Here is a 21,426-nt window from a genome sequence, read left to right as displayed (position 1 = left end):
TTGGAAGAGTCATGGCGGATAGCCACAGGCGTTGGGCGCATCCTAGTCGTGCGTTGAACGATGTGTCAATTTCGTGAATCGTCTGTATTTAGGCGAAAAAATTCTAAGTCGTGTACCCAGACCATTCTGAAAACGACAAAGATTTTTCCTTACCCATGGTTTAAAACATATCTCGTAACACATTTCAAAGTAGATACGTTTGGCAACAGATAACACGCGCAAATGCAAAGTATTACCATTCGCGCGCTAATTTTCTTCCCAAACCTTCTGGATGCATTTTCACATGCCTGCCCCTCGCCTGACGCCCATCTCCCTTGGGCTTTCCGTACTGCTGTCTGCCGGTTTCGCCTGCGCGGCCACCGTCTTGCCCGAAACCTCAATCAGCGCCGAAGCCGACGAAGACGACCCGCGTATCAAGGAAACCAGCACAGCCACCCGCACGGCAACGCCGGTACGCTACGTGCCCCAGGCCATCGATTCGGTGAAGACCGAAAGCCTGCGCTCCTACGGCACCAATGACCTGGGCCAGGCGTTGAGTGGTATTCCCAACGTCAGCAGCGGCGCCGACACGCGCTTCGACAGCCTGCGTATTCGCGGTTTCGACGCGAGCAATGACTTCTACCTGGACGGGATTCGCGACGACAGCCAGTACGTGCGCGATCTGCACAACATCGAGCGCATTGAAGTGCTCAAAGGCCCGGCGGCCGTACTGTACGGGCGAGGCGGTCAGGGAGGGATCGTCAACCGCGTGAGCAAACTGCCGGTCGCCGGCCACAAGTCGAGCATCGAAGCCCAGGGCGGCAGCGATGACTTGCGCAGCCTGTACGCCGACTTGAGCACCGACCCGAGCGACACCCTCAGCCTGCGTCTGAACATGGGCAACCAGGACAACAACAGCTTCCGCGATGGCGTCAGTGGCAATCGCCAACTGTTCGCGCCGTCCATGAGCTGGCAGCTCACCCCGGACCTGAACTGGCTGGTGCAATACGAATACAGCCGCTACAACCGCACGCCAGACCGGGGTATCCCGGGTGTCAACGGTCGCCCGGCCGACGTGGGCCGAGACACCACCTACGGTGACAGCCGCGACTTCATCGACGACAAATCCCAGTCGCTGCGTTCGAGACTCGCCTACGAACTCAACGAACACTGGCAACTGCGCCATACCCTCGGCGTGTTCAAGCTCGATAGCGATTTCGACAACACCTACCTCACCGGCTACACCGCCGCGACCCACCAGGTGACCCGCCAACGCTGGCAACAAGACCTGAACACCCGCAACGTGTTCAACAACGTCGAACTGGAAGGCGGTTTCGACACCTTCGGCCTGGAACATCGCCTGCTCACCGGCCTGGAGCTCGGCAGCCAGCGTCGCGACCCGAAACTCTACACCGCGGCCACCGTCGCCCAGGGTGGCCAGGCCGTGCCGAGCCTGGACCTCAACCGGCCCAACCGCCACCTCAGCCACACCGGGCGCATGAGCCTGTCGAGCAACAACCACACCGAGGTCGAAAGCCGCGCGCTGTACGTGCAAGACCAACTGCGCCTGAACGATCAGTGGCAAGTGCTGGCGGGCCTGCGCTACGACAACTTCGAGGTGGACACCACCAATAAGGTGACCAACGCCCGGCAAGACGTCGAAAGCCACAGCACCAGCCCCCGCATCGGCCTGGTCTGGACGCCGCTGGAAAACCACTCGTTCTATGCCTCGTGGAGCAAGACTTTCTCCCCGGCGGGCGGCGGCCTGATCGGCATCACCCCCAACGCCACGGGCGGCGTCAACGACCTGAGCCCCGAACTGACCAGGCAGAAAGAAATCGGGGTCAAGAGCGACTGGCTGGATGACCGTCTGAGCACCACCCTGGCCGTGTACGAACTGGAACTCTACAACCGCCGCACCAGCGACCCGCTGGACCGTACCATCACCCTGCTCAGTGGCTTGCAACGCTCTCGCGGCGTGGAACTGACCGCCACCGGCAAAATCGTCGGCAATTGGTCGGTGCGCGGTGGCATCGGCTTACAGGACGCCAAAGTAGAGAAGGACAACAACGGCTTCGAGGGCAAACGCATCAGTGACGTGGCCAAGCGCAATGCCAGCCTGTTCATCACCTGGAAACCGGAAATGGGTTGGTACGCCGAAACCGGCCTGACGCTGGTGGGCGACCGCTACGCCGACAGCCTCAACACCGTGGTGTTGCCCGGCTACGGTCGTTGGGATGCACTGGCCGGGTTCCGGCACAAGGATTGGGACGTGCGGGCGGCGCTGAACAACATCGCCGACAAGACCTACTACGCCTCGGCAACCAGCGTGGCGCAGATCCAGCCGGGAGAGCCGCGCAACCTGGTGGTGACAGGCACTTACAATTTCTGACTCACACGCCTTCTACAGGCATCAGTTCAGCAGTTCGCACAACGCGTGCACTTCATCCTCACTGAACAACCCTTGCGGGTAGCGTTCAGTCATCACACTGCGCAGGTCAGTGCCTTGCCTGACCTGTCGCGAACCGTTTGCCTTCAACCAAAGCGCCAGCGCATGGATCGCGTCGCCGTCAACCCGCAGGGGGTGGAACGTGCGCGTGTACATCAGGTTGATATCGGCATTCATTTTCGCGCTCTCTCCTACTGCGTGAGCGGCTAACTTACTCAAGGTTTATGACAGAACGGCGCAGTCTTCACCTTGGGACACTGTGGCAACACCGATACAAGAGCTATGCCAATGTCCCGTGTTTATAGGCATTCGGACACAAAAAAGCCCGCAACCGTGCTGGGCTGCGGGCTTGCTTCGAGCGCTGAAAACCGCTAGCGCCCGGCGACCTTCAAAACGTTGTTACAACTGCACTCAGTTTTTGTGCGGGGCCGGCTGTTGTTGGGTGAGGCAATGGATATTGCCACCGCCCAGTAACAGTTCGCGGCCCGGCACCATCACCACTTCATGCTGCGGGAACAGCGCCTGCAGAATTTTCCGGGCTTGCTCGTCCAGCGGGTCATCGAAACTTGGCGCAATGATGCCGCCGTTGACGATCAGGAAGTTGACGTAGGAACCGGCCAGACGCACCGTCGGGTTGCGCTCCTGGCTGCCGTCCACCGGGTCCACGCCCGCGCACTCTTCCTCAGTGGCGTACAACGGGCCAGGAATCGGCATTTTGTGCACTGTGAACGAGCGGCCCTTGGCATCGGTGCTGCTTTGCAGCACGTCCATGGCTGCGTGGCAGCGCGCATAGTTGGGGTCTTGCGGGTCGTCAGTCCAGGCCAGCAGCACTTCACCCGGGCGCACGTAGCAGCAGAAGTTATCCACATGGCCGTCGGTTTCATCGTTGAACAGGCCGTCCGGCAGCCAGATGATCTTGTCCACCGCCAGGTTGGCACTGAGCACCGCTTCGATTTCGGCGCGGTCCAGATGCGGATTGCGATTGCGGTTCAACAGGCATTCTTCGGTGGTGATCAGCGTGCCTTCACCGTCGACGTGAATCGAACCGCCCTCCAGCACGAACCCTTCGGTGCGGTAACGCGGCGCGCGCTCGATCTCGAGGATCTTGCCGCCCACCTGTGAGTCGCGGTTCCACGGCGCATACAGGCCACCGTCAAAACCGCCCCAGGCGTTGAAGTCCCAATTCACGCCACGCACTTCACCGCTGTCGTTGATCACGAACGTCGGGCCGGTATCCCGCACCCAGGCATCGTCGCTGGACATTTCCACCACACGGATATTCGGCCCATCCAGGCGGGTACGGGCGTTCTCGTACTGGCCGGCGGACACCGCCACGGTCACCGGCTCAAAACGCGCAATCGCCTTGGCCACCGCTACGTGAGCGGCTTGCGCTGGCTTGCCGCCGAGGCGCCAGTTGTCCGGGCGCTCGGGCCAGATCATCCAGGCTTGCGTCTGTGGCGCCCATTCGGCGGGCATGTGAAAGCCATCGGCGCGGGGGGTGCTGTGCAAGGTGGTCATGGCGTTCAGGACTCCGAATGGGGGTAAAGGCCGACTTTATAACGGATAAAAATCGGCTTTAAAAGCAACAAAAGATCATAAAAGATAAATGTGACAGATTTTAATCGATAACAATCGATTAATCAGAGCTGCTCATCCAGCACCTTCGACAGCATGTCGACAAAGAAATCCACGCTGCGCCGTGAAGTGACCATCGGCGGCTTGATCTTGAGGATGTTCAGGTAGTCACCCGTTGGCTGCATGAAAATGCCCAACTCCCGCAGGCGCTCACACAAGCGCGCGGTCTCTTCGGTGGCCGGCTCCAGGGTGTTACGGTCGCGAACCAGCTCCAGGCCCAGGTAAAAGCCAGAACCATGGACCGCACCCGCCAGCGGATGTCGATCGACCAGCGCTTGCAGACGCGCCTTGAAATGCCCGCCCACCACTTGGGCGTTTTCCCACAGTTTTTCTTCCTCCATGACATCCAGCACAGCCATGCCGATGCGGCAACTCACCGGGCTGCCCCCCGACGACGAGAAGAAATACCCCTCGGCCTCCAGCGCCTCGGCGATTTCCCGGCGGGTGATCACCGCGCCCAACGGCTGGCCATTGCCCATGCCCTTGGCCATGGTGATGATATCCGGCACCACGCCTTGTTCTTCGAACCCCCAAAAGAAATGCCCCATGCGGCCATAACCCACCTGCACTTCATCGGCGATGCACACACCGCCCTGGGCGCGGACCAGACCGTACACCTGCTGCAAATAGCCCGGTGGCAGCGAGATGCCCCCGGCGTTGCCGTATACCGGCTCGCAAATGAAACCGGCCAACTGACGCTTGCTCGCGGCGATTTTCGCCAAGTTGTGTTCCACGCTGCGCACATAATCCGGCGCGCTGTCCGGCCCGCGGAACTCACCGCGATAGGTATTCGGCGCAGTCACCGGGTGCACCCAGTCCGGGCGGCTGCTCAGGGCCTGGGGGTTGTCGGCGATCGAGGTGGACACCGCATCCGCCGCTACCGACCAACCGTGATAAGCCTCCAGCACGCTCAACATGTCGCGGCCGCCGCTGTAGGCCCACGCCAGGCGGATCGCCAGGTCATTGGCCTCGGTGCCGCTGTTGACCAGGAACACGCGGTCCATGGAGTCGGGCGCCAGCGCCAGCAATCGTTCGGAAAACTCGGCAATCGCCGCGTAGTGAAAGCGCGAGTTGGTGTTGAGCAGCGACCACTGCCGCGCCGCCACCGCCGCCATGCGCGGATGGCCATGCCCCAGCACCGCCACGTTATTGAGCATGTCCAGGTAGGAGCGGCCCTGCATATCAATCAGATGGTTGCGCCAGCCGCGCTCGATGCGCGGCGGGTCGACGTAATAATGCTTCTGCGAGCGGGCGAAGCTGGCGTCGCGCCGTGCCAGCAAGGCTTCGGGGTCCAGTTCCGGTTCGGCGTCACACGCCAGCCCCAGCAGCGCGGCAGGCGATGGGCAAAGCGCCTGCCACGCCACGGCACGGGAGGGTGTGCAAAAGAGCGGCGCCGGTAGATCCGTGCGGCACAGCTGCACGGTCAGCGGCCCCTCGACCGCGCCGATCACTTGCCCTTTAAGCACCGCCGCGCCGGCTTTTACAGACGCCGACACGCCCCATAGACGCACCGTCGCCTCGCGGCTGTGCACCCGCAGCTCGCCCGTACTCCCTACGTGCACGGTGCCGGCAAATGGTGCCTCGACCACTGCGCCCTGGGGCACGTGCAACTCAACGTGCAAGGGGAACGTCTCCGGCTCACTGGCGCTGTCAGGACGGGTGCGCGACAAACGGTATTGCCCATAGCGACTTGCCGCCAGGCCGTGCATCGCCGCAGCGTCCCGTAACAAACGCTGATCGATGCCTTCCTGTTCCCAGTTACCCGCCTCGAAATGCGGGCTGAGTACGCCCAGGTCGATCAACGCAAACTCGCGCCCTACCAGCCCCGGCAACAAGGGTGCAAATCCCTCGCTGGCTATCGGTGCCAGGGTTTCGCCCACACAGCCGAGGATCGCCGCTTCCATCAGCTCAAAGGGCACCGACGTGGCCACATGGAAGATTTCCCACTCATGCGCGGCGTTTTTCAGCAGGTAAGTGTTATCCGGGTCCAGGCGCTGCTGCTGTTCGCTGCTGAGCACCAGCACCGCCGCACGGGCGACGATCAGCGGCCACAACGCCTGCAACTCTGCGCGTTGCAAGGGGTTGACCGCATGGAAGGCCTGGATCGCCGGCAGGATCGCAAAAGGGTCGCCTTCGGCATGATGCAACAACGCCGCGCAGGTCACCGACAGGTCGGCAATGCGCCAGGTGTGCACCAGGTCGCCAAAATCGATCACTCCCTGAAGCTGCCATTGGCGCTGGGCATCGCGCTGCCACACCACGTTGTCATCGGTGATGTCCATGTGCACGGCCTGCCAGGGCAAATGGTCGACCCATGGTTGCAAACGGGCCTCGACCTGCCCGGCCACTTGCTCCAGCGCAGCACGATGGGGCAGGTTTTCCAGGGTAGCCAGCAGGTGGGTGATCAGGTCCCGGGCGTAGCGCGGGTCCCATTGCAAGGTGCGCTCCAGGCCCGGGTGGGTAAAGTCGGCCAGGGCCAGGCTCATCCGGCCACACAATTCGCCGAAACCTGCGATTACCTCGCGCCCCAGGTGGGGCAGATGGGTCAGGGGTTGGCCGTCGATATAGTCCAGCACCCGCAGGTGCAGGGTCTGGTCCTCGACCGTGACCGTGAGCAACTCCTCACCGTTCAAGGCCTTGACGACCTTGGGCACCCGCACCGCCTGCAGACTGTTGAGCGCTGCGTGCTGGGCCTGCAACTCCACCACCGCGTAATCGCCCCGGCAGATTTTCAGAACGAACGCGCCGCGCGCACTGTCGACCTTGTAATTGAGGTCTTGCTGGCTGCCCAATGACTGCAAAGTGCCAGTCAGGCCGTAGTGCTGCTCGAGAAGTCGTGCCGCCTGGTCGGGGCCTACTTGGGGGCAAGGCAGACTGGCGCGATGGATCAACGTGGCGAGCAGCATTGTGACGACCTCTGTTTTTTTAGGCGTCTATATCGCCATTGTTATGGGGGGTTAAGCAACCCCCTGCGTATCCCGCGCTTGCACCGACCTGTTTCACAACTCAAGCTATGCTTCATTCGCTCAATGTCCGTCTAAGGAAAAGGCCCTCCGACATGCGCATTCTCATCACTGGCGGCGCTGGATTTATCGGCTCCGCCCTGATCCGCCACCTGATCCAACACACCGAGCACGAAGTGCTCAACCTGGACAAACTCACCTACGCCGGCAACCTGGAATCGCTGACCAGCATCGCGTCCAACAGCCGCTATGAGTTCGTGCAGGCCGACATCATCGACCAGGCCACCGTGAGCGCCGTGCTGGCGCGCTTCGAGCCCCACGCGATCATGCACCTGGCCGCTGAGTCCCATGTCGACCGCTCCATCGACGGCCCGTCGGCGTTCATCCAGACCAATATCGTCGGCACCTACAGCCTGCTGGAGGCCACCCGCGCCTACTGGCTCAAGCTGGACGAACCGGCCCGCCGCGCTTTCCGCTTCCATCACATCTCCACCGATGAGGTGTATGGCGACCTGCACGGTGTGGACGACCTGTTCACCGAAACCACGCCCTATGCCCCCAGCTCACCTTATTCGGCGAGCAAGGCCGCGTCCGACCATCTGGTCCGCGCCTGGCATCGCACCTACGGGCTGCCGGTGTTGCTCACCAATTGCTCGAATAACTACGGGCCGTTCCACTTCCCCGAAAAGCTCATTCCGCTGGTGATCCTCAATGCCCTGGCAGGCAAGGCGCTGCCGGTCTACGGTGACGGTTTGCAGGTGCGCGACTGGCTGTTCGTCGAAGACCATGCCCGCGCGCTGCTCAAGGTGGTGACTGAAGGCGTGGTGGGCGAGACCTACAACATCGGCGGCCACAACGAGCAAAAGAACATCGACGTGGTGCGCGGCATCTGCGGCCTGCTGGAAGAACTGGCGCCGAAGCGTCCGGCCGGCGTCGGGCAATTCACCGACCTGATCACCTTCGTCAAGGATCGTCCGGGCCACGACCAGCGTTACGCGATCGATGCCGGCAAGATCGAACGCGAACTGGGCTGGGTCCCCGAAGAAACCTTCGAAAGTGGCCTGCGCAAGACCGTGCAGTGGTACCTCGATAACCTGGAATGGTGCCGCAGGGTCCAGGACGGCAGTTATCAAGGTGAACGACTCGGCAATACCGACCCAAAGGACTTGATCGCATGATGAAGGGAATCGTACTGGCCGGCGGTTCCGGCACCCGTTTGCACCCTATTACCCTGGGTGTGTCCAAGCAGCTGTTGCCGGTGTATGACAAACCGATGATCTATTACCCGATCTCGGCGCTGATGCTGGCGGGTATCAAGGACATCCTGGTGATTTCCACGCCTGTGGACTTGCCGCAATACCGCAACCTGTTGGGCGATGGCAGCCAGTTCGGCGTGCGCTTCACCTACGCCGAGCAGCCATCGCCGGACGGTCTGGCCCAGGCATTCCTGATCGGTGAGGCGTTTATCGGCGATGACCCGGTGTGCCTGATCCTGGGCGACAACATCTTTCACGGCCAACACTTCGGCGACCAACTGCGCGCCGCCGCTGAACGCCCTTCGGGCGCGACCGTATTCGGTTACTGGGTCAAGGACCCGGAGCGCTTTGGCGTGATCGACTTCGACAAGGACGGTCGCGCGCTGTCCATCGAAGAAAAACCGGCCAAGCCCAAATCGCCCTATGCGGTGACCGGCCTGTATTTCTACGACAACGATGTGATCAGGATCGCCAAGGCGGTCAAGCCGTCGGCCCGTGGCGAGCTGGAAATCACCGACGTCAACAACGCCTACCTCAAGCGCGGCGACCTGCACGTGGAACGCTTTGGCCGGGGCTTTGCCTGGCTCGACACCGGCACCCACGACAGCCTGCTGGAAGCGTCGACCTATGTGCAGACCATCGAACACCGCCAGGGCCTGAAAGTGGCGTGCCTTGAAGAAATTGCCTACGAAAACGGCTGGATCGACCGCGATCATCTGCTGGAGCGCGCCAAGTACTTTGGCAAGACCGGTTATGGTCAATATCTGTATTCGCTGGCGGGAGAGAACAAGTGAATGTCGTTCAAACCTCGTTGCCCGGCGTCCTGATCCTGGAGCCCAAAGTCTTCGGCGACGAACGCGGTTTTTTTTACGAAAGCTTCAACGCCCGGGCCTTTGAAGAGGCCACCGGGCTCAAGCGTGATTTCGTGCAGGACAACCACTCGCGCTCGCAAAAAGGCGTGCTGCGGGGCCTGCATTACCAGCTTGAACATACCCAGGGCAAACTGGTGCGGGTTACCGCCGGTGAAGTGCTGGACGTGGCCGTCGACATCCGTCGCAGCTCGCCGAACTTCGGCCAGTGGGTGGGCGTTCGGCTGTCTGCGCAGAACCGCCGCCAATTGTGGGTGCCGGAAGGCTTCGCCCACGGGTTCGTGGTGCTGAGCGACCACGCCGAATTCCTGTACAAAACCACTGATTACTATCAGCCAAGCGCCGAGCGCAGCATTCTGTGGAATGACCCGACGCTGGCGATCGATTGGGAACTCACAGAACCGCCGCAGTTGTCCGCGAAGGATCAGGCCGGCAAGCACTTGATGGAAGCCGACCTGTTCCCATGAAAATCCTCATCACAGGTCAACACGGCCAAGTCTCCCGGGCGCTGCAAGAACACCTCCAGGGCCTGGGCGAACTCATCGTCCTGGGCCGTGACCAGCTCGACCTGGCCAACCCCGACCAGATCCGCCGGCAGGTGCGCGCCCACCGCCCGGGCCTGATCATCAACGCCGCAGCCCACACGGCGGTGGACCAGGCCGAAAGCGAACCGGACGCCGCGTTTGCCATTAACGCCATCGCCCCCGGCGTGCTGGCCGAAGAGGCCAAGGCGCTGGGCATCCCGCTGATCCACTACTCCACTGACTACGTGTTCGACGGCAGCAAGCCTGCGCCCTACCTCGAAGCCGACAGCCCCAACCCCCTGGGTGTCTACGGTCAGAGCAAGCTGGCCGGCGAACAAGCGATTGCGGCAGTCGGCGGCCAATACCTGATCCTGCGCACCAGTTGGGTCTACTCGCTCCATGGCAAAAACTTCCTGTTGACCATGCAACGTCTGTTACAGGAAAAACCGCACATGCGCATCGTTGCCGACCAGATCGGCGCGCCGACCTGGGCCGGGAGCATTGCCCACAGCACCCGCGCGCTGGTCGAGCGCTGGCAGGCTGGCAAAGCCGGCGAATGGGGCGTGTACCACCTCACAGCCCGGGGCGAGACCTCATGGTTCGGTTTTGCCCAGGCCATTGGCGAACACTTGCGTGCCCAGGGCAAGGCGTGTGCCGAGCTGGAAGCGATCCCGTCCAGCGCCTACCCGACGCCCGCGCGGCGCCCGCTGAACTCGCGCCTCGATTGCAGCCGCCTGCAACAGCAATGGCAGGTCAGCCAGCCGCCGTGGCAAGACGCATTGCGCGAGTGCCTTGCACAGCAGCGCTAGGCATAATGCGCCTGTACCCACAGGCGCACGACTCCCATGACTCCATCCCTTCCGCGAAGACCCCGCTGGCGCAGCCTCGCCCTGTTGGCACTGTGCCTGGCGCCGCTGCTGTGGCCGCTGGAGCATCTGGCCGAGCGCTATTACCGCAACGAACTGGCCGGGCAGAACCGCCAGACCCTCGACCTGTACGTCGCCAACCTGCTGGGCACCCTGCACCGCTATGAGGTGCTGCCGCAGATCCTCGGCGATCTGCCCGCCCTGCGCACCGCGCTCGACGCGCCTCAAGTCAGCACCAACCTGGTCAGCGCCAACCTGCTGCTCAAGGATGTGGCGGCGCAGGCCGGGGTGGAAGTGATGTACCTGATGGACACCACCGGCAAGACGCTGGCCGCCTCCAACTGGGACAAACAGGACAGCTTCGTCGGCCGCAATTTTTCCTTCCGTCCTTACTTCAGCGAAGCCATGGCCGGGCGCCTCGGGCGGTTTTTCGGCCTGGGCACCACCTCGGCCAAGCGCGGTTACTTCTTCGCCGCCGCCGTGCGTGATGGCGACAAGATCATCGGCGTGCTGGTGGTCAAGGTCGACCTGGATCACACCGAAAGCCTGTGGGGCAACACTCCGGAACAGCTGCTGGTCACCGACCACAATGGCGTGGTGATCCTCACCTCGCGCCCGCAATGGCGCTTCCGCGCCACGCGACCGCTGACCACCGAAGAACGCCAGGCCATCATCGCCATCCAGCCTTACCCGACCCGCGACCCGCAGCCACTGGCCCTGAGCGCCACGGCCTGGTTGCGCCAATCCACAGCCATCGCCGAGACCGGCTGGAACGTGGAAATCCTGGCGCCTCGCTCGTTGATCAGCCGCCCGGTACGCACCGTGGTGGCGGTGGGTGGCGCGACACTGCTGGTGCTGATGTTGCTGCTGGGCCTGATGATGCAGCGCCGGCGGCACTACCTGGAGCGCATCGCGTTCGAAGCCAAGGCGCGCCGCGAGCTGGAAGCGCGGGTGGTCGAACGCACCAGCGACCTGGAAGGCCTCAACCGGCGACTCAAACAGGAAGTACTGGAGCGTGAACACGCGCAGCAAGAACTGGTGCGCGCCCAGGACGACCTGGTGCAGGCGGGCAAGCTGTCGGCGCTGGGCACCATGTCGGCGAGCATCAGCCACGAACTCAACCAGCCACTGGCGGCGATTCGCAGCTACGCGGAAAACGCCGAGATCCTGCTCGATCACGAGCGCACCGGCGACGCCCGTGGCAACCTCAAGCTGATCAGCGAGCTGACTGGCCGCATGGCCTCGATCATTGCCCACCTGCGCGCATTCGCCCGGCGCGACCGTCATGCCCCGGAGAGCGTCGCCTTGCAACCGGCGCTGGACGATGCACTGGCGCTGCTGGCCAAGCGTCGACGTTCGATGGAAGTCGAGCTGATCCGCGACTTGCCGGAAGCCACGTTGTGGGTACAGGCCGGTGAAACCCGCCTGCGCCAGGTACTGGGCAATCTATTGGCCAACGCCCTCGACGCCCTCACCGAAAAAGGCCCGCCGCGCAAACTCTGGTTGAGTGCCCAAACCACCGAACAGGGCGTCAACCTGTACATTCGCGACAACGGCCCGGGGTTCTGCATGGAAGCCCTGGGACGTGCCAGCGAGCCGTTCTACACCACCAAGACCCGCACTCAGGGCCTGGGGTTGGGGCTGGCGATTTGTGACACCCTGATGCGTGCCTTTGGCGGCGAACTGCTGTTCGCCAACCACAAGGAAGGCGGCGCACTGTTAACCCTGAAACTGCGTGCCGGCTCGCCGGGCGTCAGTCTGCAACCGTCCGAGGACCGCAGTGTATGAGTATCGATAACCAGATTCAGGTGGTGTTGATCGACGACGATCCACACCTGCGTCAGGCCCTGTGCCAGACCCTGGACCTGGCCGGGCTGAAAGTCCTGCCGCTGGGCGAAGCCGCCGGCCTCACCGCGCGCCTGTCACGGGATTGGGCGGGGGTGGTGGTCAGCGATATCCGCATGCCCGGCATGGACGGCCTGGAATTGCTGGCCGAGCTGCACGGCCAGGATCCCGAGCTGCCGGTGTTGCTCATCACCGGCCACGGCGATGTGCCGCTGGCGGTGCAGGCCATGCGTGCCGGCGCCTATGACTTCCTTGAAAAACCCTTCGCCAGCGATGCCCTGCTCGACAGCGTGCGCCGCGCCCTGGCCTTGCGTCGCCTGGTGCTGGACAACCGCAGCCTGCGCCTGGCCCTCAGCGACCGCCAGCAACTGAGCACGCGACTGGTGGGGCACTCACCGCAAATGCTGCGTCTGCGCGAGCAGATCGGCGCCCTGGCCGCCACCAAGGCCGACGTACTGATCCTCGGCGAGACCGGCGCCGGCAAAGAGGTGGTCGCCCGGGCGCTGCACGATCTGTCGAGCCGGCGCAGCGGCCCGTTCGTGGCGATCAACGCCGGGGCACTGGCCGAATCGGTGGTCGAGAGCGAATTGTTCGGCCACGAGCCCGGCGCGTTTACCGGCGCGCAGAAGCGGCGCATCGGCAAGTTCGAGTTCGCCAACGGCGGCACGCTGTTTCTGGATGAAATCGAAAGCATGAGCCTGGATGTACAGGTCAAGCTGCTGCGCCTGTTGCAGGAGCGGGTGGTGGAACGCCTGGGCGGCAATCAGTTGATCCCGCTGGATATCCGTATCGTCGCGGCCACCAAGGAAGACCTGCGTCAGTCCGCCGATCAGGGCCGCTTCCGTGCAGACTTGTATTACCGCCTCAACGTCGCGCCGCTGCGCATACCGCCGCTGCGCGAGCGCGGTGAGGACGCGCTGATGCTGTTCCAGCACTTCGCCGACGAAGCCAGCAGCCGCCACGGCCTGCCGCTGCATGAGCTGCAACCGGGTCAGCGCGCCTTGCTGCTGCGCCACAGCTGGCCGGGCAATGTGCGTGAACTGCAAAACGCCGCCGAACGTTTTGCCCTGGGCCTGGAATTGGCGCTCGACAGCTCGCCGGACAATGCCGGTGCAACCGTCCTGACTTCCACCCCGGGTGGTTTGAGCGAACAGGTGGAGCAGTTCGAAAAAAGCCTGATCGCCGCCGAACTGACCCGCCCCCACAGCTCCCTGCGCAGCCTTGCCGAAGCGCTGGGCGTACCGCGCAAGACCCTGCACGACAAACTGCGCAAGCACGGCCTGAACTTTGCCGACAGCGCCAGCCACACCACTGACGACGACCAAGAGCGCCCATGAACCGCGACAGCCGTTACCTGGAATCCATCCTGCACCACGACATCCCCCTCACCCGGGAAATGGGCCTCAAGGTGCGCGACTGGCAGCACGGCCAACTGCAATTGCAGTTGCCGCTGCAAGCCAATATCAACCACAAGAGCACCATGTTCGGTGGCAGCCTCTATTGCGGCGCGGTACTGGCCGGGTGGGGCTGGCTGCACCTGCAACTGCGCGACGAAGGGATTGAAGACGGGCACATCGTGATTCAGGAAGGCCAGATCAGCTACCCGCTGCCCGTCACCCGCGATGCGACGGTGCTATGCCAGGCACCGGAGGAGAAGGTGTGGAAGCGCTTTGTGGCGACCTACAAGCGTTATGGTCGTGCGCGGCTGACGCTGGAGACCTGGATTGTGAATGAGGGCAGTGAGGAGCATGCCGTAGCGTTTACCGGCCAGTACGTCCTGCACCGCTAGAAGCCAAAACAAAAACCCCCAGTGGGAGCTGGCTGCTCCCACTGGGGGTTTGCTCTGACCTCAGGATCTGGCCAGGTTCAACAACCGCTCACGCCATGCAGCCTTGGCCGGCAACGCCAAAAAGAACGGGTTCAACAACGACGCCCGCGCCGGGTAGCTGAACGGCTCGCCGCTCAACTCCAACACTTCGCCCCCTGCTCCCTCCAGCACGCCTTGGGCAGCAGCGGTGTCCCATTGCGAAGTCGGCGCCAGGCGCGGATAACAATCGGCGCTGCCTTCGGCCAGCAGGCAGAACTTCAACGAACTGCCGATATTCGCCAGCTTCAGCGCGCCCAGGCCCGCGCTCAAACCGTCCAGTAACCGCTCCTGCTCGGGGCTGGAATGGCGACGGCTGGCCACCACGGTAAAGGACTCGCCCGCTGCCGGCGCCTCGCGTACCTGAATCTGCCTGGGCGCCTCGTTCACATCGGAGCGCCACGCCCCCAGGCCCGCGCCGCCAAAATAGCAACGCCCGCTGGTGGGCATCGACACCACGCCAAACACCACATGCCCCTGTTCGATCAAGGCGATATTGACCGTGAACTCCTCGCTGCCGGAAATGAACTCCTTGGTGCCGTCCAGCGGATCCACCAGCCACCAGCGCTGCCAACCGGCCCGCACGCTTTGGTCGATATCGGCGTCCTCTTCAGACAGTACCGGAATGCTCGGGTCCAGCGCGGTCAGGCCGGCCAGGATCAAGTGATGGGCCGCCAGGTCCGCCGCCGTGACCGGCGAATCATCGGACTTGGCGGTCACCGCCACATCGGCACGCCAGTAAGGCAGGATGACTTCCCCGGCCTGGCGCGCCAGTTCGATGACAGGGGCAATAAACGGGTGGCCTAAAAACAGTTCGCTCATGCGATAAACGCTCCACGCTGGGTCAGCAGGTCTCGTACCAGGTACAACGCAGCCAGTGCGCGGCCTTCGCTGAATTGCTCGTTTTGCGCAAGCGTCGACAGCTCGCGCAGGTTGACCCTGTCCACACGCATCGGCTCGGGCTCATCGCCTTCAAGGCGTTCTTCATAGAGGTCGGTGGCCAGCACCACCTGGATCTTCTGGCTCATGTAGCCGGGTGACAGCGAAAGCTCGGTGATATGTTCCAACTGCCGTGCGCCATAACCCGCCTCTTCCTTGAGTTCACGGTTGGCCGCCGCCAGCACGTCCTCACCGGGCTCGATCAAGCCTTTGGGCAAGGACAGCTCATATTCGTCGGTGCCGCCGCAGTATTCCTCCACCAATACGGCGTGGTCTGCGTCGATCATCGCCACGATCATCACCGCACCGTAACCGGCACCACGGCCCACCAGGCGCTCGTAGGTCCGTTCAACGCCATTGGAAAAGCGCAATTGCACTTCCTCCACGCGGAACAAACGGCTACTGGCGACGATTTCGCGGGCGAGGACAGTGGGTTTCTGGCGCATAAACGGCTCCTTGGCGTGATCGGGTTACTATACCGTGGCTTTTCCGATTGTCTGTGTCGGATATTTTTACTTATACGAGAACCCGCCATGCCCTCTCTGCCCTGGCACGCCATCGACACCGTCCTGCTGGACATGGACGGCACCCTGCTCGACCTGCATTTCGACAATCATTTCTGGATGGAACACCTGCCCCAGCGCTACGCCGAACTGCACGGCGTGAGCAGGGCCATGGCCGAAATGGAGTTGCTGCCGCTGTTCGAGCGTAACGCCGGACAGTTGCAATGGTATTGCCTGGACTTCTGGAGCCGGGAACTGGCGATCCCGGTACGTGAGCTCAAACTGGAAACCGCCCACCTGATCGCCTTGCGCCCGGATGCGGACACGTTTCTGGCGGCGATCAAGCAAGCCGGCAAGCGCGTGATCCTGATCACCAACGCCCATCGTGATTCGCTGTCATTGAAGTTGGAGCGCGTTGAGCTGGCGCCGTATTTCGAGCGGTTGATCAGCTCCCACGATTACGGGTTCGCCAAGGAAGACCCGCAGTTCTGGGACGCCCTGCAAGCCGACATCGCTTTTAACCCGGCGCGCAGCCTGTTTATCGACGACACGTTGCCGATTTTGCGCAGTGCACGGGCGTTTGGTGTGGGGCATTTGTTGGCGGTAAGAGAACCGGACAGCAAGAAAGGGCCCAAGGACACAGCTGAATTCGAAGCAGTTGAGGACTACCGAGATCTCATTGCCGGACTCTAATCAAAAGTGGGAGCGGGCTTGCTCGCGAAAGCAGGGTGTCAGTCAATATATTGAGTGACTGATCCACCGCATTCGCGAGCAAGCCCGCTCCCACACTCAGGTCTTCGTATTACTTGGGAATACGCAGCGTCTGGCCTGGATAGATCTTGTCCGGATGAGACAATAATGGCTTGTTGGCCTCGAAGATCTTGTTGTATTTGTTAGCGTCGCCGTATTCGGCCTTGGCAATCGCACTCAGGGTGTCGCCCTTTTTCACCACAACGAAGCGGGCCGCTTCCGCCGCCGGCCCGGCTAAGGTGGTCTGGTCATCCACACTGGCCACGCCGGCGATATTGCCCAATGCCAGCAGAATCTTCTCTTTCTCTTCCTGGGTGGCGACTTCACCGGTCACCGTCACCTTGTCACCCTCGACCGTGGTGTGCACGTTCGGATTGCCCAGCCCCACTTTGGCCACATGCTCTTTCAACTGCTCACTCGCGTTGGCATTACCGGGCGTCAAAAGGTCGATCAGCTTTTCGCCGGCCTCTTTTACAAAACTGAAAATACTCATGGTGTGCTCTCCTTGGATTTAAGTGCCAGATGCCCAAGACTAGACCAGCCCTTAATATCCGGGTTCCAGCCCGACCAATGACCAGATAATCCCTACAGAATCTGGCTCTGCGCCCAAACGCGCTAGAATCCCTGCGCCACTGAAACACGCTCGGAGCGAAGATGGACATCAAACAGCTGAAATTCCTCATCGCCCTGGACGAGACCCGTCACTTCGGCCAGGCGGCGGCGCGCTGCCACATCACCCAGCCGACCCTGTCGATGCGCCTTCGCAACCTTGAAGAAGAACTGGACCTGCCGCTGGTCAATCGTGGCCAGCGCTTCGAAGGTTTTACCGCCCCCGGCGAGCGGGTGCTGGCTTGGGCGCGTACGGTGTTGGCGGCCTATGACGGCTTGCAGGCGGAAGCCGCCGCCTGTCGGGGCAACCTGGTCGGGACCTTGCGCCTGGGCGTGGTGCCCTTGTCCAGTTTTGACCCGCTGGCCTTGATGCAACAGTTGCATAAGGAACACCCAAGCCTGCGCTTCGAGCTGTCGGCGCTCAGTTCGGAGCAGATCCTGGAGCAATTGGCGAGCAATCGCCTGGACCTGGGCGTGTCTTACCTGGAACGCCTGGACAATGAACGCTTCGACTCGCTGGCCTTGGGCGAAACCCGCATGGGCCTGTTGTATGACCAACGGTTCTTCAGCTTCGGCGACACGCCCCTCAGCTGGGAGGCCCTGATTGAACTGCCGCTGGGCATGCTCACCAGCGGCATGCATTTTCGCCAATCCATCGACCACAATTTCCATAGCCGCGGGCTCAACCCACAACCCCTGCTGCAAACCGATGCCGTCCATCAGTTGTTACAAGCTGTGCACGGCGGCCTGTGTTGCGCGGTGATGCCACTGGACGGCGGTCTTGACGCACTCACCGAGCATTTGCGCCTGCAACCTATCGAAGATGCCCACACCCTCGCGCGCCTGGGGCTCATCATGCGCCGCAGCGCGCCTCGCTCGGCGTTGGCCGAGGCATGTTTCGCGCTGTTTCAGAAATCGCAAAACGGGTCTTGATCGACGTCATCTATCGGTAGATCAGTACTGGCAATTAGACGCGACGCTTTGTCGCGCCTAGTCTAAACACTGATCAATCCGTCGGTGGTATGCCCCATGAACGCCAAGCGCCCAGTCTGCGCGGCGCCCGCCCCTGAAGTGCCTGCGCCGGCCGCCAGCCAGAGCTATCAGTTTTGCAATCTGGAACACACGGAAGCCGCCAGCACTGCGTTGGCGGAAGAAGTGGCGTTGGCGATTGCCTATAACGACATCAGCCAGGCGGTGATGCTGGTGACGCCGACGGACCTTGAAGACTTTATCGTCGGCTTCAGTATCGGCAGCGGCATTATCGCCGACGTTAGCGACATTTATGACCTGAAGCTCAGCGGGTCGGGCTCAGCCCAATACGCTCAGGTGCAGATCTCCAGCCGTGCGTTCTGGAACCTCAAGCAGCAGCGCCGCCAATTGGCCGGCACCAGCGGCTGCGGCCTGTGCGGCGTGGAAGCGGTGGAACAGGCGTTGCCGGACCTGCAAGTGCTGCCGGGTGCGCCCTTGCCGCCCGCCGCATGGCTCGACGGCTTGCGCCAACGAATCAGCGCATTTCAGCCGTTGGGCCAGTACAGCGGCGCCGTACACGCGGCAGTGTTCATGAACAGCCAGGGCGAATTGCTGCTGGGCCGCGAGGACATTGGCCGACATAACGCCCTCGACAAGCTGATCGGCGCACTGATTCGGCAAAAGATTCCTACCGACGGCGGCCTGGCAATTGTTACCAGCCGTTGCAGCCTTGAGCTGATCCAGAAGGTACTGCGCGCCGGCATCCAGACCCTGGTCAGCCTCTCGTCGCCTACCGGACTGGCCCTGCAATGGGCTCGCCGACACAACCTCAATCTCATCCACCTGCCGCAGAAAAGTGCGCCGCGGGTCTATAGCCCTGCGATGGAGAACCAGCCGTGAGCAATCATCATCAAGCCGACCAAACCCCGACTCCGCGCTACAAGCCCTACAAGGGCCCGGCGGGCGGCTGGGGTGCACTGATCAGCGTGGCCCAGGCCTGGCTGACCAGCGACAACGCGCTGAAAAACATCCGCATGATGCTCAAGACCAACCAGAACGGCGGCTTCGACTGCCCGGGCTGCGCCTGGGGCGACTCGCCGGAAAGCGGCATGGTCAAATTCTGCGAGAACGGCGCCAAGGCCGTGAACTGGGAAGCCACCAAGCGCCGGGTCGACGGGGCCTTTTTTGCCAAACACAGCGTCACTGCGCTGCTGGAGCAGAGCGACTACTGGCTGGAGTACCAGGGCCGGCTGACCGAGCCGATGCGCTACGACGCCGAGACCGATCGCTACAAGCCCATCAGTTGGGAAGCGGCGTTCGACCTGATCGGCAAACACCTCAACGCGTTGCCAAGCCCGGACATGGCCGAGTTCTACACCTCGGGCCGCGCCAGCAACGAAGCCGCGTATCTGTACCAGCTGTTCGTGCGCGCCTACGGCACCAACAACTTCCCGGACTGCTCGAACATGTGCCACGAGGCCAGCGGCGTCGCCCTGGCACAGAGCGTGGGCGTGGGTAAAGGTACCGTGACCTTCGACGACTTCGAACATGCCGACGCGATTTTCGTGTGGGGTCAGAACCCGGGCACCAACCACCCGCGCATGCTCGAACCGCTGCGCGAAGCGGTAAAGCGCGGCGCCCAGGTGGTGTGTATCAACCCGCTCAAAGAGCGTGGCCTGGAGCGCTTCCAGCATCCGCAGCACCCACTGGAAATGCTCACCAACGGCGACAAGCCAACCAACACGGCGTACTTCCGCCCGGCGCTCGGTGGCGACATGGCCATCCTGCGCGGCATGGCCAAGTTCCTGCTGCTGTGGGAACGCCAGGCCCAGGCCGAAGGCAAGGAAGCGGTGTTCGACCACGACTTCCTCAACGAACACACCGCCAACGTGCTGGATTACCTGGGCAAGATCGACGATACCTCGTGGGATGAAATCGTCGAGCAATCCGGGCTGACCCTGGTGGAGATCGAGCAGGCGGCGCGCATGTACGCCAAAGGCAAGAACGTGATCATGTGCTGGGCCATGGGGATCACTCAGCATCGCCACTCGGTACCGACCATCCAGGAAATCGCCAACCTGATGCTGCTGCGCGGCAACATCGGCCGCCCAGGCGCCGGCCTGTGCCCGGTGCGTGGCCACAGCAACGTGCAGGGCGACCGCACCATGGGCATCAACGAGCGTCCACCGGTGGCGTTTCTCGATTCGCTGGAGCGCCGCTTCCAGTTCCAGGTACCGCGCGATAACGGCCACAACGTGGTGGAAGCGATCCACGCCATGCTCGAAGGCCGCTCCAAAGTGTTTATCGGCCTGGGCGGCAACTTCGCTCAAGCCACCCCGGACAGCCCGCGCACCTTCCAGGCCCTGCGTAACTGCGACCTGACCGTGCAGATCAGTACCAAGCTCAACCGCAGCCACCTGACTCACGGCAAGGACGCGCTGATCCTGCCGTGCCTGGGCCGCACCGATATCGACCTGCAAGCCGAAGGCGCGCAAGCGGTGACCGTGGAAGACTCGTTCAGCATGGTCCACGCCTCTTACGGCCAACTGCAACCGCTGTCCAAATTCATGAAGTCGGAGCCTGCGATTCTGGCCGGTATAGCGGCCGCGACCGTCGGCAGCAAACCGGTGGACTGGAACTGGCTGGTGGCCGACTACAGCCGCATCCGCGACTTGATCGCCGATACCATTCCGGCCTTCAAGGACTTCAACGAACGCGTGAAAAACCCGGGCGGGTTCTACCTCGGCAACAGCGCCGGCGCACGTCGCTGGAACACGCCGTCGGGTCGCGCCAACTTCCGCCCGAACGTACTGCCCAAGGACTTGATCCACGAGCGCACCCACGCCACAGGCAAGGTGCCGGACCTGATCATGCAATCGATGCGCTCCCACGATCAGTACAACACCACGATTTATGGGTTGGACGACCGTTATCGCGGGGTGAAGGGCCAGCGTGACGTGCTGTTCGTCAACGAAGCCGACATCATTCGCCTGGGCTTCAAGCCAGGGCAGAAGGCCGACATCGTGTCGTTGTGGGAAGACGGCCGTGAACGCCGCGTAAAAGGTTTTACCCTGCTGGCATTCGACATTCCCGCCGGCCAGGCGGCAGCCTACTACCCGGAAGTGAACCCACTGGTGCCACTGGAAAGCACCGGCGACGGCAGCCATACGCCCACGTCGAAATTCGTCGCAATCCGACTGGAAGCAGCGAGTGACAACGGCCTGATCATGGCGCGCTCGGCCTGAGCCCCTTCCAACTGTCGGAGCCGGCCAAATCCCGGGCACAAAAAAAGGCCGCTTTTGCATAAAAGCGGCCGTTCCCAAGTAGCTGAAGACCCGCAAAAAAGACTTAAGTTCCCCAACAAAAACAGTAACTTAGAGAATTGTGTACAACTCGTGTTACTGGT

General features: G+C 62.3%; 18 protein-coding genes. 12 read left to right on the top strand and 6 right to left on the bottom strand.

The genetic code is table 11. The annotated features are described in order from the left end of the window. Nucleotides 1-283: 283 nt before the first annotated feature. Nucleotides 284-2,371, top strand: a complete 2,088-nt coding sequence (locus ACW9IB_RS09220) for a TonB-dependent receptor (RefSeq protein ID WP_457413336.1) — start codon at nucleotides 284-286, stop codon at nucleotides 2,369-2,371. Between the two features lie 21 nt (nucleotides 2,372-2,392). On the opposite strand, the gene ACW9IB_RS09215 is transcribed toward ACW9IB_RS09220, so the two are convergent. From ACW9IB_RS09215 to ACW9IB_RS09205, 3 genes are all read right to left on the bottom strand, one after another. After that, nucleotides 2,393-2,605, bottom strand: coding sequence for a hypothetical protein (locus ACW9IB_RS09215; protein WP_457366347.1), 213 nt, complete (start codon nucleotides 2,603-2,605; stop codon nucleotides 2,393-2,395). A 234-nt stretch (nucleotides 2,606-2,839) separates the two neighbouring features. Next, a complete protein-coding gene (aguA, locus tag ACW9IB_RS09210) occupies nucleotides 2,840-3,946 on the bottom strand; it encodes an agmatine deiminase (protein WP_457413335.1) in 1,107 nt (368 codons plus the stop codon). A gap of 122 nt (nucleotides 3,947-4,068) precedes the next feature. After that, nucleotides 4,069-6,969, bottom strand: a complete 2,901-nt coding sequence (locus ACW9IB_RS09205) for an aminotransferase (RefSeq protein ID WP_457413334.1) — start codon at nucleotides 6,967-6,969, stop codon at nucleotides 4,069-4,071. 152 nt (nucleotides 6,970-7,121) lie between these two features. On the opposite strand from ACW9IB_RS09205, the gene rfbB reads away from it, so the two are divergent. The 7 genes from rfbB to ACW9IB_RS09170 are packed head-to-tail and all read left to right on the top strand — an operon-like array spanning nucleotide 7,122 to nucleotide 14,175. After that, a complete protein-coding gene (gene rfbB / locus ACW9IB_RS09200; RefSeq protein WP_457413332.1) occupies nucleotides 7,122-8,204 on the top strand; it encodes a dTDP-glucose 4,6-dehydratase in 1,083 nt (360 codons plus the stop codon). Next, nucleotides 8,201-9,076 carry a glucose-1-phosphate thymidylyltransferase RfbA gene (gene rfbA, locus ACW9IB_RS09195; RefSeq protein WP_457413331.1) on the top strand — a complete coding sequence of 292 codons (876 nt, stop codon included), beginning with the start codon at nucleotides 8,201-8,203 and terminating at the stop codon, nucleotides 9,074-9,076. The genes rfbB and rfbA overlap by 4 nt, the downstream gene beginning before the upstream one ends. After that, a complete protein-coding gene (gene rfbC / locus ACW9IB_RS09190; protein WP_457413330.1) occupies nucleotides 9,073-9,618 on the top strand; it encodes a dTDP-4-dehydrorhamnose 3,5-epimerase in 546 nt (181 codons plus the stop codon). The genes rfbA and rfbC overlap by 4 nt, the downstream gene beginning before the upstream one ends. Next, nucleotides 9,615-10,484, top strand: coding sequence for a dTDP-4-dehydrorhamnose reductase (gene rfbD, locus ACW9IB_RS09185; RefSeq protein WP_457413329.1), 870 nt, complete (start codon nucleotides 9,615-9,617; stop codon nucleotides 10,482-10,484). Before rfbC ends, rfbD begins: the two co-directional genes overlap by 4 nt. A gap of 36 nt (nucleotides 10,485-10,520) precedes the next feature. Beyond that, a complete protein-coding gene (locus ACW9IB_RS09180) occupies nucleotides 10,521-12,329 on the top strand; it encodes a sensor histidine kinase (RefSeq protein WP_457366340.1) in 1,809 nt (602 codons plus the stop codon). Next, on the top strand, nucleotides 12,326-13,723 hold the full coding sequence (locus tag ACW9IB_RS09175) for a sigma-54-dependent transcriptional regulator (RefSeq protein WP_457413328.1): 1,398 nt from the start codon (nucleotides 12,326-12,328) through the stop codon (nucleotides 13,721-13,723). The genes ACW9IB_RS09180 and ACW9IB_RS09175 overlap by 4 nt, the downstream gene beginning before the upstream one ends. Then, entirely contained in the window at nucleotides 13,720-14,175 is a 456-nt protein-coding gene (locus tag ACW9IB_RS09170) for a YiiD C-terminal domain-containing protein (protein WP_457366338.1), read from the top strand. Before ACW9IB_RS09175 ends, ACW9IB_RS09170 begins: the two co-directional genes overlap by 4 nt. Nucleotides 14,176-14,235: 60 nt before the next feature. Here the strand turns inward: ACW9IB_RS09170 and cysQ are convergent, their stop codons facing one another. Continuing rightward, nucleotides 14,236-15,072, bottom strand: a complete 837-nt coding sequence (gene cysQ, locus ACW9IB_RS09165) for a 3'(2'),5'-bisphosphate nucleotidase CysQ (RefSeq protein ID WP_457413327.1) — start codon at nucleotides 15,070-15,072, stop codon at nucleotides 14,236-14,238. Further along, nucleotides 15,069-15,635, bottom strand: a complete 567-nt coding sequence (gene nudE, locus ACW9IB_RS09160) for an ADP compounds hydrolase NudE (protein ID WP_457366336.1) — start codon at nucleotides 15,633-15,635, stop codon at nucleotides 15,069-15,071. Before nudE ends, cysQ begins: the two co-directional genes overlap by 4 nt. A gap of 87 nt (nucleotides 15,636-15,722) precedes the next feature. On the opposite strand from nudE, the gene yrfG reads away from it, so the two are divergent. Beyond that, complete coding sequence (gene yrfG / locus ACW9IB_RS09155; protein ID WP_457413325.1) at nucleotides 15,723-16,385, top strand: GMP/IMP nucleotidase; 663 nt, start codon at nucleotides 15,723-15,725, stop codon at nucleotides 16,383-16,385. A 109-nt stretch (nucleotides 16,386-16,494) separates the two neighbouring features. Here yrfG and lysM read toward each other — a convergent pair whose 3' ends face one another. Continuing rightward, nucleotides 16,495-16,935 carry a peptidoglycan-binding protein LysM gene (gene lysM, locus ACW9IB_RS09150; protein WP_457413324.1) on the bottom strand — a complete coding sequence of 147 codons (441 nt, stop codon included), beginning with the start codon at nucleotides 16,933-16,935 and terminating at the stop codon, nucleotides 16,495-16,497. 161 nt (nucleotides 16,936-17,096) lie between these two features. Here lysM and ACW9IB_RS09145 point away from each other — a divergent pair, with 161 nt between their 5' ends. From ACW9IB_RS09145 to ACW9IB_RS09135, 3 genes are all read left to right on the top strand, one after another. Then, nucleotides 17,097-17,984, top strand: a complete 888-nt coding sequence (locus tag ACW9IB_RS09145; RefSeq protein WP_457413323.1) for a LysR family transcriptional regulator — start codon at nucleotides 17,097-17,099, stop codon at nucleotides 17,982-17,984. Between the two features lie 96 nt (nucleotides 17,985-18,080). Beyond that, nucleotides 18,081-18,920, top strand: coding sequence for a formate dehydrogenase accessory sulfurtransferase FdhD (fdhD, locus tag ACW9IB_RS09140; protein ID WP_457413322.1), 840 nt, complete (start codon nucleotides 18,081-18,083; stop codon nucleotides 18,918-18,920). Next, nucleotides 18,917-21,265: an FdhF/YdeP family oxidoreductase gene (locus ACW9IB_RS09135; RefSeq protein ID WP_457366331.1), complete on the top strand. Its 2,349-nt coding sequence runs from the start codon at nucleotides 18,917-18,919 to the stop codon at nucleotides 21,263-21,265. The genes fdhD and ACW9IB_RS09135 overlap by 4 nt, the downstream gene beginning before the upstream one ends. Nucleotides 21,266-21,426: the final 161 nt, after the last annotated feature.

Source organism: Pseudomonas sp. SDO524_S393, assembly GCF_054071875.1.
Note: the sequence above shows the minus strand (reverse complement) of the source record. Positions and strands in the feature narration are given on the sequence as shown.

Bases quoted from the DNA above. Each gene is read 5' to 3' on its own strand.
- ACW9IB_RS09220 (WP_457413336.1), top strand. From the start codon at position 284: ATGCCTGCCCCTCGCCTGACGCCCATCTCCCTTGGGCTTTCCGTACTG.
- ACW9IB_RS09215 (WP_457366347.1), bottom strand. From the start codon at position 2,605: ATGAATGCCGATATCAACCTGATGTACACGCGCACGTTCCACCCCCTG.
- aguA (WP_457413335.1), bottom strand. From the start codon at position 3,946: ATGACCACCTTGCACAGCACCCCCCGCGCCGATGGCTTTCACATGCCC.
- ACW9IB_RS09205 (WP_457413334.1), bottom strand. From the start codon at position 6,969: ATGCTGCTCGCCACGTTGATCCATCGCGCCAGTCTGCCTTGCCCCCAA.
- rfbB (WP_457413332.1), top strand. From the start codon at position 7,122: ATGCGCATTCTCATCACTGGCGGCGCTGGATTTATCGGCTCCGCCCTG.
- rfbA (WP_457413331.1), top strand. From the start codon at position 8,201: ATGATGAAGGGAATCGTACTGGCCGGCGGTTCCGGCACCCGTTTGCAC.
- rfbD (WP_457413329.1), top strand. From the start codon at position 9,615: ATGAAAATCCTCATCACAGGTCAACACGGCCAAGTCTCCCGGGCGCTG.
- ACW9IB_RS09180 (WP_457366340.1), top strand. From the start codon at position 10,521: ATGACTCCATCCCTTCCGCGAAGACCCCGCTGGCGCAGCCTCGCCCTG.
- ACW9IB_RS09175 (WP_457413328.1), top strand. From the start codon at position 12,326: ATGAGTATCGATAACCAGATTCAGGTGGTGTTGATCGACGACGATCCA.
- ACW9IB_RS09170 (WP_457366338.1), top strand. From the start codon at position 13,720: ATGAACCGCGACAGCCGTTACCTGGAATCCATCCTGCACCACGACATC.
- cysQ (WP_457413327.1), bottom strand. From the start codon at position 15,072: ATGAGCGAACTGTTTTTAGGCCACCCGTTTATTGCCCCTGTCATCGAA.
- nudE (WP_457366336.1), bottom strand. From the start codon at position 15,635: ATGCGCCAGAAACCCACTGTCCTCGCCCGCGAAATCGTCGCCAGTAGC.
- yrfG (WP_457413325.1), top strand. From the start codon at position 15,723: ATGCCCTCTCTGCCCTGGCACGCCATCGACACCGTCCTGCTGGACATG.
- lysM (WP_457413324.1), bottom strand. From the start codon at position 16,935: ATGAGTATTTTCAGTTTTGTAAAAGAGGCCGGCGAAAAGCTGATCGAC.
- ACW9IB_RS09145 (WP_457413323.1), top strand. From the start codon at position 17,097: ATGGACATCAAACAGCTGAAATTCCTCATCGCCCTGGACGAGACCCGT.
- fdhD (WP_457413322.1), top strand. From the start codon at position 18,081: ATGAACGCCAAGCGCCCAGTCTGCGCGGCGCCCGCCCCTGAAGTGCCT.